This is a genomic window from Paenibacillus lentus (genome assembly GCF_003931855.1).
In the GTDB taxonomy this organism is placed as follows: domain Bacteria; phylum Bacillota; class Bacilli; order Paenibacillales; family Paenibacillaceae; genus Fontibacillus; species Fontibacillus lentus.
This window is the reverse complement of the sequence record NZ_CP034248.1, coordinates 2253319-2270901: the sequence shown is the minus strand read 5'-3', so window position 1 is coordinate 2270901 and position 17583 is coordinate 2253319. Positions and strand designations below refer to the sequence as shown.

Genomic DNA, 17583 nt, shown 5'->3' with positions numbered 1-17583 from the left:
CCAGCTGCATCCTGCGGAATCTTCCAGCGCTGCAATCCCGCTCTCTGAAGGGCATACTGCCTACTCTTCCCGTTCTATGTCTTTCCACGCATTTTTTAAGTTAATCTTCATTATCATAGCGTGAAATTGACTAGGAGTCAATATTTGGTCTGGCGGCCAGCATCCAATCAGCCCGAATTCAAGCGTCTTAAACGTGCCGGAGCTGAGAGAAATCGCATGTGAGTCCCGCCGATCAAGGCTCTGTTCCGAATACTAAAATCCCGTTATGATACAAGGTTACGCGTTCCCAGTTCGTATAAGCAGTATTCAGCGGATCAAAAGAATAATCATTGCTCTCGTTTAAATTCGTCCAGTTGCTGCTATGGTTGCGAGTCTGGATATCCCCGGTTTGACCTCCCGCCGGCAGCGAACCTGCCGCTGCATTGAATGTAATCTCCAAATAGGTATCTGCCATCGATTTTCCGGGATTCATTTTGACAAAAGTACCGCTTAGATTAGTGCAGCCTACCATCGCCCAATCGCAGTTGAACTCCATCTGTTCATTTTCATCAACAGTAATATAGTAACGAAGGCTTAATTCACTTAAAGGTATTGCCGTAGAACCGTGATTAACGATATTAAAGTACGGCTTGAACTGGTTATCCAAGGGATTCGTGTCCCCGGCCTTATACTGAACAGCCAAATCTCCTTCAGGTGATGGGTTTGGATCTGGGTTTGGGTCGGGATTCGGGTTAGGATTCGAGTTCGTACCTCCGCCTAAGGGCTCTCTGTGGTCTTGAATGTATTTTGAAATCCAAACGAGTGGTGCATTCCAGTTGATCGTATTCTCTTTGGACACCCAGGCCTCAGGGGCCGTGTTCTTCGGGGCATACGATTTCGCAGCCGGCATTCCCGTCGGTGTCGCCGAATCATTGATATGCGTATTGTTCGGCCCTCCGGACAGCCAGCCTTTCGGATACGGGACGCCGCTCTGGTATTTGCCCCAGGCCCAGCGGTCATGCGTGTCCGTCTCGTAGTATTGTCCGTATCCCGTAATATAGGATAATCTCATCGCATTGTTACCCATGAAATAATCCATCGCCCGGTTCATGGCCTTTAAATAATTCAAATTCTGGCTAAGATCGTAAGCGTAGCCCAGCAATATCATTTTATTGGCAATGCTGGAGTTGGAGCCCCAATCATAACCTTTGTTCCCCGGCAGCAGCACAGGGTATCCTTCCCCGTTTAGCGTCGCCAGCATACCGTTCGCCTGGTTCAGCACATTCGTCTTCATCGCCTGAAGATCAGTGGCTGGTAAATCGCTGGGAGCTGACAATAAGGAGAGCGTACCTGTCGCAGCCGTAGAGTACCAATCAAACTGGGTAACCTCGCGGTAATGGGGAGATGAGGTTACCGCGGCTTTGTAGGAAGAGGCATTGCTGTCACCGAACGCATAAGCCGTCAAATAAAGCTCTGCGGCCGCCGCATATCGGTCATCGCTTGTACTCATATCATCATAGTCTCCGCCACCAGGAGCATCGGGCGTTTCCGAGGTATAGAGAACATTCGGGTTAGCCAAAGCCCGTGTCCAGGCCTCCTTGGCAATGCTCCACATTTCCGCGGCCTCTACTGCATTGTACGGTTCGATCAGGCGAGCCAAATGTGCGAGATTGCGGGCAACCGCATAGGTCGCATTCGTAGATGGCGGCTGGGCCTGGCGATTCATGCTGTTTTCCTCATCAATGTTCGTTACTGGGAAAGCACTCCAGTTATCACCATGAATTTTATGCGAGGCAAGCCCTGTCGAAGGCATAACTCCTTTCATAAAAGTAGAGCCGAACAAAACTTCATCGAGAATGTCGGGAATTCCGTTCCCGCTCTCCGGGATGTTCAGGGAACCGTCCGGGAACACTGTTGGATAACGCTCGTACAGATTCAGCAGCGTCCAAGCTGATATGGCCTGATTCACGGGATAGATTCCGAAATCCCCCGCGTCCGCCCAGGAATTTTTCACATTGAGCCTTTCGTTTCCGCACCAGTTGTTAAAACAGCCAACCGAGCCGTCCCCCGGATGCAGTGCTTTATGAGCAAACGCCGAATTACTCAAATATTGCGCCTCGATATCAATTCCCATACGATGAAAATAAAAATATTCCATCGCTTCGTTCGGCAGGCTCGGATATAAGTTTTCAGTAATTGAAAATTGTACACTTTCTCCTAACCCCGAAACCCATAATTTATAAGTCCCTTGTTCCGTAATGGATGAAAAATCCGCGTGGTGAATATGATCGGCAGAAGCCTGATCCTGACCATATACATGCGTTTGTCCTTGAGCTGCTACGCCGCCTCCCGTCTTCCGTAGCTCCCAAGCAAGCGGCGATGTCGAGCTACTGACAATCGTGGCTATTTTATTCGCCCCGGGCAGGTAACCAACTTGGTTGACACGGATTGGGCTAGGGTCCGTATCCGCGTTAACCCCTGTAGGTAACAAAACAGATATAACCATCATGAGAATGAGCACAGCCGCGGTTGATTTTGTAAAGTTCCATACACTGCTTCTCGAACTATCCATAAAACCGATCATTCTAGCTCCCTCTTTTCATTCATTTAATTTAAGGCGTGACTCCCCAAACTAGCTTCCCGTTTTGATATAGCGTCACCTGCTCCCAATCTGTAAACGAGGTTATTGTCGAATCAAAAGAATAATCATTATTTTCGTTTAAACTCGTCCAGTCACTGCTATGGCTGCGTGTTTGTATTTCACCGATGCTTCCTCCCGCCGAGAGAGTGCCTGCTGAAGCTTTGAAGCTAATTTCTAAATAAGCATCAGCATTCGCTTTAGCTTCATCCAGCTTAACGAACTTGCCGCTGAGATTTGAACAGCCGACGACCGCCCAGTCACAGTTAAATATAAAAGCCTCGTTCCCGTCTGTGTTCAAGTAATAGCGAAGGGTCAGCTCACTTAACGGCACTGCGTTATTCCCGCTATTCACAATATTGAAATGCGGTTTCAACTGGTTGTCACTGGCATTCGTGTCCCCGGCCTTATACTGCACCTTCAATTCTCCCGTAGGAGCAGGCTCGGGTTCGCCGCCGGACTCGTTAAGCTGAACGGGTACTGAAAGCGCGCCGCTTCCCGGTACTAATTCAAAGGTTTTTGTTGCACGGAGATCGTCTTTCGTCACGGTCACGTCATACGTTCCATGAAACCCCCTAAAGGCATATTGGCCATTGACCGATGTTGTACCGGACTCAGACGTCGTCCATTCATCCATCAGCTCCATATACCTTTGACCAGCTGCATTCAGAGACCAATCCATGTTAACAATCGCAGCATCGGCGCCACGCCAGTGGTTTCCGGCCCAAAATCCCCACATCATGATACCTTCTACGGCTGGATGGCCGAAGGCCGTTCTATATAACGCTTCGAGATTATCCGCCCTGATATTCTCATTGGGTTGGGTAGAGTCATATTCACTAATCCAAATCGGTAAATCCAGAGTCGCCAAATTATCCAGTCTCTGCTTCACCACAATCGGATCGATCGTCGCACCGAAATGTCCTTGAACACCAATGCCATCAATGGGCGCTCCTTGGCTGAGTAGTTCTTGGATATGAAACTTATAATCATTGTCTCCAGGCTGGCTTATCACGTTATAATCGTTCACGAACAACTTGGCAGCCGGATCAAGCTCCTTCGTTCTTTGGTACATGTAAGGCCATATCGATTGTCCCAGCCGATCTTTAAAAAAACTGCCATGCATCATTTCGTTGTTCACGTCCCAGTGAACGAATTTTCCCTTAAAATGATTGACTACGCTGGTGATCCGGTCATCCATCGCTTGACGAAGCTCGTCGCCCTGCAGATTGTTTACCCAACTGGGCTGATACTCTTCAACCTCCCAGTGCACCGTATGTCCCCGCACCGTGATGTCATTCGCTTCAGCAAATTCCATCATCTGATCAGCCACGCTATAGTTGACATTGCCTTTGCTGGTTTCATTGGCATACCATTTAGATTCATTTTCGAATACAGCCCAATTGAAATGGTTCTTGAAAAAATCGCTGTATTGGCTGTTGCTAAGCACTGTACTGCTCATGGCTGAACCGAAGGGAAAACCTTGTCTAGTTTGCTGCACCTCGACATTTGCCCCCGACACTGGACGGCCCTGCGTATCCGTTACCAGAATCTGCACATCGCCCTTCCGCAGTTGATCGATCCTTGCATTTGCTTCGGCTTTCCAATCGATCTCAGCTCTTTCCATAACAACAACATCATCTACATAAAAATCTACTCCAGCTTCCGGACCTTCAAAATACAGCTTCAATGATGTTACCGTGCCGGAAGGCTTAAATAGAAATGAGCCCCTTAGTGTGCTCCAGGCATTATCCGTCACAGGGGATTCAGCCACTCTAAGGTAATCATCGCCACTGCCATCGCTTTGCTGCATCGTCAGCATAACCCGACCGCTGGATTCATTTTTTAGACGTACAGATGCGGAAATATCGTAAGTTTGTCCTGCCGTAAGCTTGCCGAGGAGGTTCTGGGCAATGCCATGCCACTCGCTTTGTCTTTCTTCTACTAACGCGCTATAAGTACCTTCAATAACCGGATTGCTAACCACACTTAACGTTTCTGTTCCCGCCATGCCTTCCCACCCGGTTGTCGAACCGGATTCGAATCCAGGATTTGTTAATAAATTTGCAGACGCTGCAGTAACATGATCTAACGTTTTGCCTCCAGGAAATAAGCCGAGCCCAAGCGTTGCTAACAGAACACAAACTATCGCCAGACTAATACATCTTCTAGCAGCAAACATCATGCTCCCTCATTCCTCATAAATTTTAATAATTCTCTATAATCATTCTTAGGGAAATAAAACGGCGCCATAAGACGCCGTTTCTGTTCATTTATTGAGGTTCATTTCCCCATACGAGTGTTCCATTTTGGTATAAAGTAACTTTATCCCAATTCGCATAGGAAGTTTTGGTAGGGTCATAGGAATAATCATTGCTTTCATTTAGATTCGTCCAATTGCTGCTATTGTTACGGGTTTGGATATCGCCAGTGCTTTCTCCTGGTGCAAGCGTTCCTGCGGATGCGTTGAATTTGATCTCCAAGTAGGTGTCTGCATCCTCTTTACCCTCGCTCATATTGACAAATGTACCTGTCAAATTTGTACAACCAACCATCGACCAATCGCAGTTGAATTGAAGGGACTGGTCATCCGCCGTTAAGTAGTAACGGAGTGTTAAATCGCTTAATGCCACAGCCGTAGTCCCGTTGTTTACAATGTTAAAATGCGGTTTGATCTGGTTATCAGTTGCATTCGTGTCGCCAGCTTTGTATTGAACGACCAAATCCCCCGTTGGCGACGGATTCGGATTCGTCCCCCCGCCTTGCGGAACCGCAGAAGCCTGGGTAGAATTCGCGCTAGAGCCAGCGTTATTGGCAGCACTGACCACGTAATAATACGTTGTGCCATTAGTAACCGTGGAATCCGTATAGCTCGTACCGCTAATAGTGGCTACTGTCGTGTAAGGCCCGCCGCTCGTCGTAGAGCGTTTTACCGTATAGCTGGTCGCACCTTGGGAAGCATCCCAGCTCAAGGATACTTGCCCATCGCCAGCCGTAGCACTCAAGCCGGCCGGTACCGCTGGAGCCGTCGGAGTCGGTTCCACCGGTCCTCCCCCGCTTGTAGGGATTGCAGGATATGCATTTTGAATAAGCATGACAAATTGATCATGGAACCAATGACCGGAAATAGGGGCATTTGGAAGTGCGCCCGTTAATACGCCATGCTGGCTTAGATAAGTCGGATCGCACATCCGATCGAATCCCTTGCCTTCATTGTTCGGAATTTCAGAACTAGAGCCATCGGATTCTCCAGGCGGCTTGACCCAAACAAAAGCGTCGATATGCGAAGCCGGGAACCCTGATGGTGCTGCCTCAGGTGCTCTACCCATTCCAGCCCCACTGCTGTTGCACCACAAACCACGATGCTCGCGGCGATCTACCCGACCGGAATCCACAATCTCGTTCACGGTGGAACCTACAGCGCTAGTCGGCCGATCCGGGCCGCCCCAGCCATTGCGGGAAGTATCGATAATAAAACCGATGCTGCTTGGCCATCCAGCGGATACAAAGCCGGAGTATAGACCTGCTGCGAAATCAGCTTCACTGAAATATGGGTTCCATTCATAGAAGCTCGCAGACCTAAGCGGAGTACCGTTCACATTGAGATTCGGATCCGGCAGGTTCGGCTCTACTAGAGGAGTTGTATTCGCCGTATTTAGAGCGAAGCCGTCAATGCTGGCAAAGCCGGCATCCGTAGCTTGAGCCACTTGAGTATAAAGCTGGATCGCTCCTTGGCGGTTATCATCCCAACCAAGCCAGCCAGAGTGGCCGATATCCAGATAAGTGTATACATTCGGGATGACTGCCAATTTATTCAGCGTATATTTAATGGCATCCACATAAATACCCGTGGAGCTGGCCGCCGCGCATGCCGGATTGCTCAGGTTAGTAACTAGGTTCGGAAGGCTGTCAGGTTCAACCACCGTAACAATCCGAATATCTTGATATTTAGGATTGGAGAAAATATCAGCAATCACATCAATATAGTCTGTTTTATATGTTTGCAGACCTGCTTGCGTCAATGGGAGCTCCCCGTTTGACGCTAGGGCATGACAGTCCCGGCCAGGCAAATCATAAATAACAAACTCAGCGACGATCGGAGTATTACCTTGCTTCTGCGCCAAAGCAGCATCTAAGTGTCCTTCCAGACTGCGGCGATTGCCGTTGTCCTCTCCGCCATATATAGCTGCGATGCGATCCAGCCAAACATAGGTATTGTAGGATTTGACGGTCTCCATTTTTGCTTTTAACGTATTATCGCTTACTTGAGCAATAGAAGAATCAATCAGTGTAGCATAGTCAGGGTTGATATATTTTGTCGCGCCAACATACGGATTGTCCACATGAGCCTCTGCGGCTTGTGCCCTTTGACTTCCAAAAGGCGTGAACATCGTGACTACCAATGCCGAGATTAATGCTAACATCGCGGTGCGTTTAGGCAAGTATTTTATCATTTCTTTCAGCTCCTGTTATAATTTTTCATAGATTATGAACCATTCGCTGCGGAAATGTATGCGCTCTCAAAATGTAGCCTTTCAATATGCTATTCCTAATCCGTCGTGCCCTACTCTCCTTTCTTAGCTCCTCCTAAAAGTAATCTCAAAACAGACAACAGCTCTTACTTCACTCCTTTCCGCTAGAACTCTGTCATGACGCGGCAATAATCCGACGAAACGACAGAATAAATGATTACCAGACGACAAACAATTGTAAAAATACAATGAGTTCACCATCTCGTAACAAATATACCATAAATAGTAAAAATAAAACAAGATTCTTCGCCAATTTATTTTAATTATATTTGAAATTCACATTAAAAAACTGCGCGTAGTTCGCGCAGTCTAATAGCTCAGCATAAATTAATATAAAGCCGGAGCTGCATATTATGGGATATACAATACTTGCCCTTCCGTTAAATTATGCTCGGCTAACCGGTTGTAGAGCTGCAGCTCCCGAGTACTGAGATTGTAACGCTCTGCAATCTCATCCAAGGTCTCCTCGCGTTGAACGATGACAAGCCGAATTTTTCGAAACGGGGACTGATCCTCCGAATTGCCGATGAAGAGGTTTTTCCAGCGCACCTCTTCCTCTTCGTCCCCTTGCCCTTCTGTCGCCAGCTTCACAATCTCTTCTCCCTGCTCCAATGAGCTGTCGGGATCTTTGTTCGGCCGGGGGGCAGATAACAGTTTACTTATGCCAATGTCGTCCCCTAACGCAGCAGCATCACTCTTTTTGCTGTTCAAAGCAATCTTAAGTTCCTTTTTCTCCTCGGGCTGGGGACGAATCTCCAAGTCCGCGTCTTCTTGAACAAATTGTTCCACCGTCTCCGTATCGATCGAGGCCGTAGAGGATAAAGCGGAAGCTGCTTCCGGCGCCGACCCAGGCTCCTGTGGCTCCGCTGGATCCAAATTCCTTGAAATAGCCTGTACGACTTCCACGGTATTGTGATCCTGTTCAGCAGCGGATTCCACGTCTTTATGTTCTGTAATCTCTTCTTTGAACCAAGTATAACTCTCTTCGGGCTGCTGCTCCTCATCCGCTGAATGAGCTGCAACAGGCTCCTTGTCCGTCCAAAACGTGGGGGTAGAAAGCGGCGAAGTCTCGGTCCAGGATATAACGTCCCGATGACCGTCCTCCGGCTGCTTTGACAAATCCGGCTGTTCCACAGACTCTAAGGAATTATGCCATTCAGGAGCGCTATTCTCTCTGAAGCCTGACACTGTAGATTCTAGTGCCCGCACTTGCTCATGGTTCTGCTTGTCTGCAGCCCTTTCCGTCCATGCTCTCACAGGCAATTCCTCTACAAAGTTAGTCTCCTCCTGATCATCCAGCTTTGATTCATGCGCCGCAATGAATTCGCTGTCCTTCCATTCTCCGCTTCCTGTCAATGTCGTCGTTTCAATGCCTTGTAACGACAATACTCCGGTAATATTCAAGCTGCGGGCACTTAGCAAATCTACGTCAAAATTCTCAATTTCAACTGCGATCTCTTCCAGCTTGTTTATTCGACTAAGAGGAATTGTAATTTCGACAGGAATCCAGTGTTCCAGCTTGCAGCTCTCCCCCTGTCCCCGATAAAGTCCAGAAAGTAATAAATGTCCGCGAAGAGCGGCATACTCCTCGCCTGGGACGACCTGGATTTTTGGGAAGAGCTCTATTTCCTCCAATTCTTCAATCCCAACTACATCTTCCGATAAATGAACACGTTCATAAATATCAAACCTAAGACCGTAGGATTGATCAGCCAAGAATGATACCTCCTTTCAGCATTTCCAAACATGATTTCGCAACCCGAATATTGAATGGCCCAAATCATCGCTCGTTTTATCTATATGCTTAAAAAAGGAGTGCATGACTGCTTTTTGACTGACGATCAATCGGTCTTTCATTAAGCAGCACATTTAAATCGAATTCTACCCTGAGCTAGCTTTGCAGCTGTTTTCGCAGCTGATCCCACCTACTAGGCCAAGGGTCTAGTACAGACAATTTCTCCCCGGTCAACGGATGGGCGAAGCTTAGACTCTCGCCATGGAGCGCTTGGTAGGGGAGATGCCTCGTACTCCCTCCATATAAAGCGTCACCAATAAGCGGATGCCCTGCATAGCTCATATGCACGCGAATTTGGTGAGTACGCCCTGTCTCCAACTTAAGACGAACGAGGCTAGCATCCGAATAGGCTTCTATCGGTTCTACATGAGTTACTGCACGTTGACCCGACGGGGATACGCGCCGCCGTGATTTATGGTGCCGATCCTTGCCAATCGGTGCATCAATCACACGAAGCTCAGGATTCACCACCCCTTGAACTAAGGCAACGTAGACTCTGCTGATTTCTTTGCCAGCCATCGCCGCATCCAGCTTAAGCTGGGAATAAGTGTTTTTGGCGTACAGCACGGGGCCTGATGTAAATTCATCAAGCCTATGAATATGCTGGGGAGCAATCTGTTCCCCGCGTTCCGAATATATGGCTGCCACCATATTTGCCAAAGTAGGCTGACGGCTCTGTCCGTCCGGGTGCACCTTGACTCCTACCGGCTTATGTACAACGAGGCAGAAATCATCCTCGAACAAAATTTCTAGCGGATGCTCTGGCTGCATCGGCTCATACTGCGAAATCCTTGGCGGAAAAAGCCGCAGACGCAGGCGATCCCCCGCCAACTTAATTCCCTGTTCGGCTTCAAGCGAACGCCGCAGTTTGGGAGGAAGGCCGAATTCGCCTTCCAGCCACGCCAAAGCAGCGGCAAAACGGTCACCTTCTTGCGGCGAAGACAGTTTGCCGGGCATCAGCTCCAGCCATTCGCCCCGCCTCTGGCCAGTATGCTTTGAACTCACAGCTTCTGCAGCGCACGACGATGCGCCTCAATCGTGGAGTCAATGTCCTCCTCGGTATGAACGCCAGAAACAAACATACCCTCAAACTGCGACGGGGCGATATTGATCCCCTCTTGCACCATAGCGGCGAAATATCGACGGAACAAATCCAGGTCACTGCTCTTCGCCGTATCATAGTTAACAACCCGCTCATTCGTAAAGAATGGACAAACCATAGAGCCAACGCGATTGATCACGCTTGGAATACCCGCTTCCTTTGCGTTTGCTTCAAGACCTTTCTGAAGCTTGGCTGATAATTGCTCTAGCCGCTCATAAACCTCCGGTGTCAGCAATGACAATGTAGTGAAACCAGCAATCATGGCCAATGGGTTGCCGCTCAGTGTTCCCGCCTGATAGATTGGACCGGAAGGAGCGATTTGCTCCATAATTTCACGTTTTCCGCCATAAGCCCCCACTGGCAGTCCCCCACCGATAACTTTACCCAGACAGGTTAAATCCGGTGTCACACCGTATAACCCTTGTGCGGAGTGCAGATGAACGCGGAAACCGGTCATGACTTCATCAAAAATAAGCAGACTGCCATATTCCGTCGTAATACGGCGCAATCCTTCCAGAAATCCAGGTTGCGGCGGAACGACGCCCATATTCCCGGCAACCGGCTCTACAATCACCCCGGCAATCTCTTCTCCGAAGCGATCAAAGGCCAATTGAACGGATTCCAAATCGTTATAAGTAACGGTAAGCGTGTTCGCAGCCACGCTTTCGGGCACGCCTGGGCTGTCCGGGAGACCAAGAGTAGCTACACCGGAGCCGGCTTTAATCAGCAGACTGTCAGCATGGCCATGATATGAGCCTTCAAATTTTATAATTTTGTTGCGCCCCGTATATCCGCGAGCGAGACGAATCGCACTCATCGTAGCTTCCGTGCCGGAATTGACCATCCGAACGATCTCGATCGATGGTACCCGCTCAACAACAAGCTTCGCCATTTCCGTTTCAAGCAAAGTAGGCGCACCAAAGCTAGTCCCTTTTTCAGCTGTCTCCTGCAGGGCCTTAACGACCTCAGGATGTGCATGTCCCATAATTAACGGGCCCCATGAGCCGACATAATCGATATAGCTATTTCCGTCGATATCATAAATATGCGAGCCAGCACCGCGATCCATATAGATCGGTGTAAGTCCAACGGATTTGAATGCGCGCACCGGGCTGTTCACTCCGCCAGGCAGTACCTTTTTGGCTTCTTCAAAAGCTTGATGGGATAACTCCTCCCTATTGCGTCCCCTAGTTGTACTCATTGACGTCACACTCCCTGCATTATCATTAATCTGTGATCTGCGTTAGATTTCTCATCGTTCCTTAAAGCACTTTACTTCCCTTCACGCAACCAACCAGCCATGTCTTTGGCAAAGTACGTGATAATAATATCCGCACCAGCCCGCTTCATCCCCAGCAGCATCTCGTTCACAATAGCCCGTTCGCTAATCCAACCTTGCCTTGCAGCGGCCTTAACCATCGAATATTCGCCGCTTACATTGTAGGCAACAATCGGTTGGTCAAACTGATCGCGAAGCATCCGAATGACGTCCATATAAGCCAGTGCAGGCTTCACCATGAGCATATCCGCACCTTCCAACACATCCGTTTCCGCCTCGCGCAGCGCCTCGCGCGCATTGCCAGGATCCATCTGGTATGTCTTGCGATCGCCAAATTGCGGTGCCGAATCTGCAGCTTCCCGGAACGGCCCATAAAATGCAGAGGCATATTTCACCGAATACGACATAATCGGCACATGGTTGAAGCCAGCTTCATCTAAACCAGAACGAATGGCCTGGACGAACCCGTCCATCATATTCGATGGAGCAATAATGTCCGCACCCGCTTGAGCCTGCGATACGGCAGTCTTGACTAACAGCTCCAAAGATTCGTCATTCAGCACGTCGCCGCAGACATGTCCGTCCCGTTCAAACGTATGAACCATGCCACAATGCCCGTGATCGGTAAACTCGCATAAGCAAGTATCGGCAATGACCAGCAATTCGGGATACCACGATTTAATCAAACGAGTAGCTTCTTGTACAATGCCATTATCCACGAATGCGGACGTTCCTATGCTATCCTTTTGTTCTGGTATACCAAACAGAAGAACTGCCGGAATGCCCAGACCGACAATTTCCTTCACTTCCTCCTGCAATCGATCCAAGGAAAAATGATATACGCCCGGCATAGATGATATTTCGCTCTTCACCCCGTTACCGTAGGTTACGAATATCGGCTGCACGAAGTCGTCGACCGTGAGTACCGTTTCGCGAACCATACCGCGAATTCCAGCCGATTGCCGTAAACGTCGATGTCTTACAATTGGAAATGTCATAGTGCTGTTCATCCTTTCGATTGATCCCAACCCACCCAAACCCTCCCTTGTCTTAAGGGAGGAGTCCAGGGGGCCGCGCCCTCTGGACTCCTGCAACGGGAGATGCTCCCGGGCAAGCTGCCTGCGTACGCTCTAGCCGCTTGCCGCCCTGACGGGCCCGCTCTAACGTTAGGTGCGCCTACTGTAGGGTGGGTGGAATTCATTTAGTGTATAGAAGTTACATTTCTATAAAGAGGCGCTGTCCCCTTCGGATACGCTGACTATAGTGCAGTGTTAAGGAATTAAAAATGCTATGATAGCTTGACTTCTGATAGCTTCGTATCTAGTCCCTCACGCTGGCCCGCCAATCGCAAAGTGATTGGACGAGACTGTCAATCGTGGACTCCTCGGCCATGATATCGACATTGAAGCCGGCTTCCCTCGCAGTTTGAGCAGTAAGCGGGCCGATACAGGCAATCGTCGCGCCGGACAAAGCTTGAACAGGATCAGCGAGCCCCATGCCTTTAAGGGCGGCAACGAGATTTTTTACGGTAGACGAGCTGGTGAAGGTCACGACGTGGATGCCGCCCTCTTCGATAAGCTTCAACAGCTCATCATCCTCCTCGCTGGCGGGGACGTTCTCATAAACGACTGCATCCGTGACAGTCAGTCCCTTCTCTCGCAATACTTCCGGCAGAAAGGTGCGGCCAAGATCCCCACGCGGCAGCAGCACCTGCTGCCCGGCAAGCATCTCATCGCCATAGGCCTCGAACATGCCTTCAGCCTGGAATTGTCCAGGCAGTTCCTCAGCAGCGATCCCGCGGGAGCGCAAAGCCTCCTTTGTTGCCGGGCCAACCGCGGCAATTCTCGCGCGATAAAGCGAACGAATATCCTGTCCCAGTTTTTCCAAGTGCATAAAGAAATACTCCACTCCGTTAACACTCGTGAAAAGCACCCAGTCATACGTCTTCAGGCGGCTTAAAGCCGCATGCGTATGAGCCATCCGTTCCTCGTCCTGGGGCATTTGTATATCGATAACAGGAAATTCATACGGTTCGCCACCCAAATCCTCAATTTGCGCGACGAGTTCACTGGCTTGGCTTCGGGCACGAGTAACGAGAACACGTTTGCCGAACAGTGGAAGGGACTCCGCCCACTTTAAATGCTCGCGCTGCGTCACAACATCGCCCACCACAATAACAGCCGGAGGCTGAAAGTTGGCTTCCTGCACCTTACGCTCAATATCCTCCAGCGTCCCGGTCAGGGTTTCCTGTTCAGCTCGCGTCCCCCAGCGTACAAGAGCTATTGGGGTGTCGGGAGAACGGCCGTAGGTCATTAGCTGTCTGCTGATGTATCCGATTTTGGCTACGCCCATCATAAAAATAAGCGTCCCCGTTGCATTTGTTACTTTTTCCCAGTTGATGGACTTATCCAGTTTTTCTGGGCTCTCATGTCCAGTGATAATGGAAAGGGATGAGGCCATATCTCGATGAGTTACCGGAATACCCGCATATGCAGGTACTGAAATCGCAGCCGTAATTCCAGGCACAATTTCATAAGGGATACCGTGTTTGCGCAGCAGTTCCGCCTCCTCCCCTACTCGGCCAAAGATCGTAGGATCGCCTCCCTTGAGGCGAACAACAGTCTTCCCCGTCAGCGCCAAATCTACAAGCAGTTGATTAATTTCTTCCTGCTTCATCGTGTGGCGATCCGGCAGCTTACCCACGTATATTTTCTCAGCCCCGCGTTTCATCTTCCTCAACAAGCTAGGATTGGCCAGACGGTCATATACGACAACATCCCCCTTCTCCAGACATTGCAGTCCCTTAATTGTAATCAATCTTGCATCACCGGGGCCCGCCCCGACTAAATATACCTTGCCAGCCATCCTCATCACTCACTCCCTGACTTCCGCCAAAATTTCATCTGCTCCTTTAGAGATCAGCTTGCCCGCGACTTCTTCGCCCAGCTTCAGCGGATCTTCTCCGGCCAAGACATCTTTCAAGACTAGCCGCCCATCCGGAGTCCCAACCATTCCTGTTAATTCGATACGCACCGCTCCCGTTCTGGCTCCGGCTTCAGCATTATCGGCATCACCTTGCACCAAAGTGGCATACGCTCCTATCGGAACCTGACAACCCCCATTCAACACGCGAAGAAATTGACGCTCCGCGGTTACGGTTAGTTCGGTATCCGGATCGTTGTATAACGAGAGAAGATGACGAACCTCCTCGTCATTCTCACGGCACTCAATGCCAAGCGCTCCTTGGCCAACAGCAGGCAAACATATCTCTACCGGTAAAAAAGAGGTTATGCGCTCCTCCCAGCCCATCCGATACAATCCAGCAGCAGCAAGAATAATCGCGTCAAAGCCTTCCGTCTCCATTTTACGGAGCCGCGAATCAATATTCCCCCTGATCCATTCCAATTTAAGATCCGGTCGATACTTTTTCAACTGACTGGAACGGCGAAGACTGCTGGTACCGATTTTTGCTCCTTCGGGAAGCTCATCCAGGCTCAAGCCGTTTCTTGAAATGAGCGCATCCCGGGGATCGAACCTGCGTGGAATCGCCCCGGTGGTGAGCCCCTCCTGCAGCACGGATGGCATATCCTTCATGCTATGTACCGCTATATCAATTTCGCCACTGAGCATCGCTTGCTCGATTTCCTTGACGAATAAGCCCTTCCCCCCCACTTTCGATAAGGTCACATCCAGAATGCGATCACCCTTGGTCACAATTTTACGAATTTCAAAATCATAGGGCAGACCCTGCTCCTCGCAAATCGCCTTCAGCGCATCGATGACCTGGCCTGTTTGCGTCAATGCCAATTGGCTTTGTCTCGTTCCAACAACAATCGTTCGTTTCTTCATCTTCATTCCTCCCGATATGTATCGATCCATGAAGTCATTTCTTCTACACTCCAAGGACGAAAGCGTTCCTCACGAATTTGTGTCAATAAATCCATTTCAGCTAGCTTTTTAAATAACCGCTGGCGTTTGTCCTGATCCGCCACACGCTCTTTAATCTGCATCCTCATCTTACCCAAAAAATCTATATAAGCCTCATAATGCTCCCCGAACATCGCATCGACTTCCTGGCACAGGCGTTTAGAAACCGCAGGACCTGCACCAGAAGTAGACACAGCGACGATTAGGCCGCCTCTTCGAAGCGATGCTGGCGTTATGAATGAACCTCTTGTCCCGTCGCTCGCATCATTCACCGGCACTGCCCGATATTCCGCCTCGGCTACAACTGCTCTATTCACCTGTACATCGTCTGTAACCGCATAAGCTAAAAAAGCCCCCTGCAAATCCCCTTCCCGGTATCCCCGCTCTATCCAATGTATCTGTCCCTTCTCGTAGCAGGACATCAAATGAGGAGTTAACAAGGGGCTAATAACTACTGTATCGGCCGACGAGGCAATCAGCGCAGTAACTTTTCTCTCAGCAATTTGCCCGCCGCCCACGACGACGCAGCGTTTACCCGTGCAGTTCAACATTATAGGTATATAATACGGCAAGACCATGGTCACCACTCCCCGATCCAGCCATGGTAAACGGATCAAAATTTATCGTGTTTTTATATTGATAATAGCATAACCTACCATCCTTTATTTTGCCACGTTCACCGCTCCATTTATATTCAAACTGTAAGCCGCCAGAAGGGGAGCACGACTCCCGCACATCAAAAATGCCCTGGACCCTCCGTCTCCGGATTGCACCCTAATGCAATACGAGAAATAAAACAGAAGGCTCAGGGCATACAAATATGATCCCGGCATATATTCAAAGAAGATTTAAAAATACATTCGATTTGTTTTAAACCGATACTTGCACAAGTGAAAGAGCAGGCGATTCATCTATTAAAGGCTCTTTCTCCTTGGGTTCTTGATGAGGTACTTCTTGGGTTATATCAGCCTGCTTACCAGTTGAAGCAGAGGATTCAGACAGCGCTTCCAGTTGCTCTTCCAACGCGAAGATTTGCGTAAACATTTCAAGTGCATCTGCGCCCTGCTCTTCTCCTGCCAACTCTTTAATCCGGTTAATCGGGTCATGCATCATTTGATTCACAATACTCTTGGTTAGCCTGCGAATGACCTTCCGCTGCCGCTCATTTAGTTCAGGCAGCTTATTGAACAGACTTTCCAGCGTGCTCTCGTGAATTGAAGACGACTTCTCCTGAAGGGCACGAATCACCGGTCTAACTCCCAGCGTCTGCAACCAGTTGGCGAATACGCCCATCTCTTCTTCAATCATCCAATCGATTTTGAGGGCCTCACCGCGGCGCATTTCCATATTGCTCTCTACGATCCCTTCTAGATCATCAATATCATAAAGGAACACATTATTGAGTTCTCCAATCGAAGGATCAATATCTCGAGGCACAGCTATATCTATAATAAACAATGGCCGCCCCGGCCGCTGCTTCATGCTATTTTGAACTTGGGATGATGTAATTACGTAACCATCCGCCCCCGTAGAGCTAATTAATATATCAATATCTTGCAGTCGCTGCATCGCTTCCTGCATCGAGCAAGGAATTCCATCAAATTTGGCCGCCAACTCTTGGGCTCGGCCAAAGGTTCGATTGGCAACCAGCACTTCCGCTGCGCCGCCTCCGCTTAAATGCTTCGCTGTAAGCTCGCTCATCTTGCCTGCGCCAAGGATAAGTACCTTCTTACCCTCAAAGCTGCCGAAGACCCGCTTGCCGAGCTCCACAGCCGCATAGCTCACCGATACGGCGCTCTCGCCGATTGCCGTCTCAGAATGGGCCCTTTTGCTAAGAGTGATGGCCTGCTTAAAGAGCATATTAAACAATGTACCCGTAACCTTTTCACTTTGAGATAGCAAAAAGGAGCTCCGAACCTGACCTAGTATCTGCGTCTCGCCAAGCACCATCGAATCAAGGCCGCATGTGACCCGGAATAGATGGCGAATGGCTTGCTCATCCTCATACATATATAAATGCTGGGTAAACTCTTGTCTTGGAATCCCGAACCACTGCTCCATAAAGCTGCGGATAAAGTAACCGCACATATGCAATCGATCAACAACGACATAAATTTCAGTTCTGTTGCAGGTTGCTATAATGACGCCTTCCAATACACTCTTGGTGCGTTTCAACTCTTGCAACGCTTGCGGCAAATCCCGTTCGGCAAAAGTAAAACGTTCTCTGACTTCCACAGGCGCTGTACGATAGTTCAACCCGACTACGACGATGTGCATTGCAAGTTCACCTGCCTTTTTAAGATGTCACAGCATCAACCAAAAACAAACTAT

At 49.3% G+C, this 17583-nt stretch carries 11 protein-coding genes and 1 other annotated feature (1 of these 12 only partly in view); all 11 genes read right to left on the bottom strand.

All coding sequences use genetic code 11. From position 1 onward, the window contains the following. Window positions 1-86 (bottom strand) — a binding site (T-box leader); it reaches 188 nt to the left of the window's first position. Window positions 87-232: 146 nt separating this feature from the next. Beyond that, a complete protein-coding gene (locus tag EIM92_RS10165; RefSeq protein WP_164515067.1) occupies window positions 233-2563 on the bottom strand; it encodes a glycoside hydrolase family 9 protein in 2331 nt (776 codons plus the stop codon). 28 nt (window positions 2564-2591) lie between these two features. Beyond that, on the bottom strand, window positions 2592-4802 hold the full coding sequence (locus tag EIM92_RS10160) for an endo-1,4-beta-xylanase (protein ID WP_125082544.1): 2211 nt from the start codon (window positions 4800-4802) through the stop codon (window positions 2592-2594). Between the two features lie 88 nt (window positions 4803-4890). Further along, window positions 4891-7071, bottom strand: coding sequence for a glycoside hydrolase family 6 protein (locus tag EIM92_RS10155; protein WP_125082543.1), 2181 nt, complete (start codon window positions 7069-7071; stop codon window positions 4891-4893). Window positions 7072-7500: 429 nt separating this feature from the next. Further along, window positions 7501-8865: a LysM peptidoglycan-binding domain-containing protein gene (locus EIM92_RS10150; RefSeq protein WP_125082542.1), complete on the bottom strand. Its 1365-nt coding sequence runs from the start codon at window positions 8863-8865 to the stop codon at window positions 7501-7503. A 175-nt stretch (window positions 8866-9040) separates the two neighbouring features. Then, window positions 9041-9949, bottom strand: a complete 909-nt coding sequence (locus EIM92_RS10145; RefSeq protein ID WP_425464180.1) for an RluA family pseudouridine synthase — start codon at window positions 9947-9949, stop codon at window positions 9041-9043. After that, window positions 9946-11247 (bottom strand): glutamate-1-semialdehyde 2,1-aminomutase, encoded by a 1302-nt coding sequence (gene hemL, locus EIM92_RS10140; protein WP_125082541.1) that lies wholly within the window; start codon window positions 11245-11247, stop codon window positions 9946-9948. The genes EIM92_RS10145 and hemL overlap by 4 nt, the downstream gene beginning before the upstream one ends. 71 nt (window positions 11248-11318) lie before the next feature. After that, window positions 11319-12323, bottom strand: coding sequence for a porphobilinogen synthase (gene hemB / locus EIM92_RS10135; RefSeq protein WP_125082540.1), 1005 nt, complete (start codon window positions 12321-12323; stop codon window positions 11319-11321). 322 nt (window positions 12324-12645) lie between these two features. Next, on the bottom strand, window positions 12646-14190 hold the full coding sequence (gene cobA, locus EIM92_RS10130) for a uroporphyrinogen-III C-methyltransferase (protein ID WP_125082539.1): 1545 nt from the start codon (window positions 14188-14190) through the stop codon (window positions 12646-12648). Window positions 14191-14199: 9 nt separating this feature from the next. After that, window positions 14200-15174, bottom strand: a complete 975-nt coding sequence (hemC, locus tag EIM92_RS10125) for a hydroxymethylbilane synthase (RefSeq protein WP_125082538.1) — start codon at window positions 15172-15174, stop codon at window positions 14200-14202. Window positions 15175-15176: 2 nt separating this feature from the next. Beyond that, window positions 15177-15830 (bottom strand): precorrin-2 dehydrogenase/sirohydrochlorin ferrochelatase family protein, encoded by a 654-nt coding sequence (locus tag EIM92_RS10120; protein WP_246021288.1) that lies wholly within the window; start codon window positions 15828-15830, stop codon window positions 15177-15179. Window positions 15831-16122: 292 nt separating this feature from the next. Continuing rightward, a complete protein-coding gene (hemA, locus tag EIM92_RS10115; RefSeq protein ID WP_125082537.1) occupies window positions 16123-17529 on the bottom strand; it encodes a glutamyl-tRNA reductase in 1407 nt (468 codons plus the stop codon). Window positions 17530-17583 lie beyond the last annotated feature (54 nt).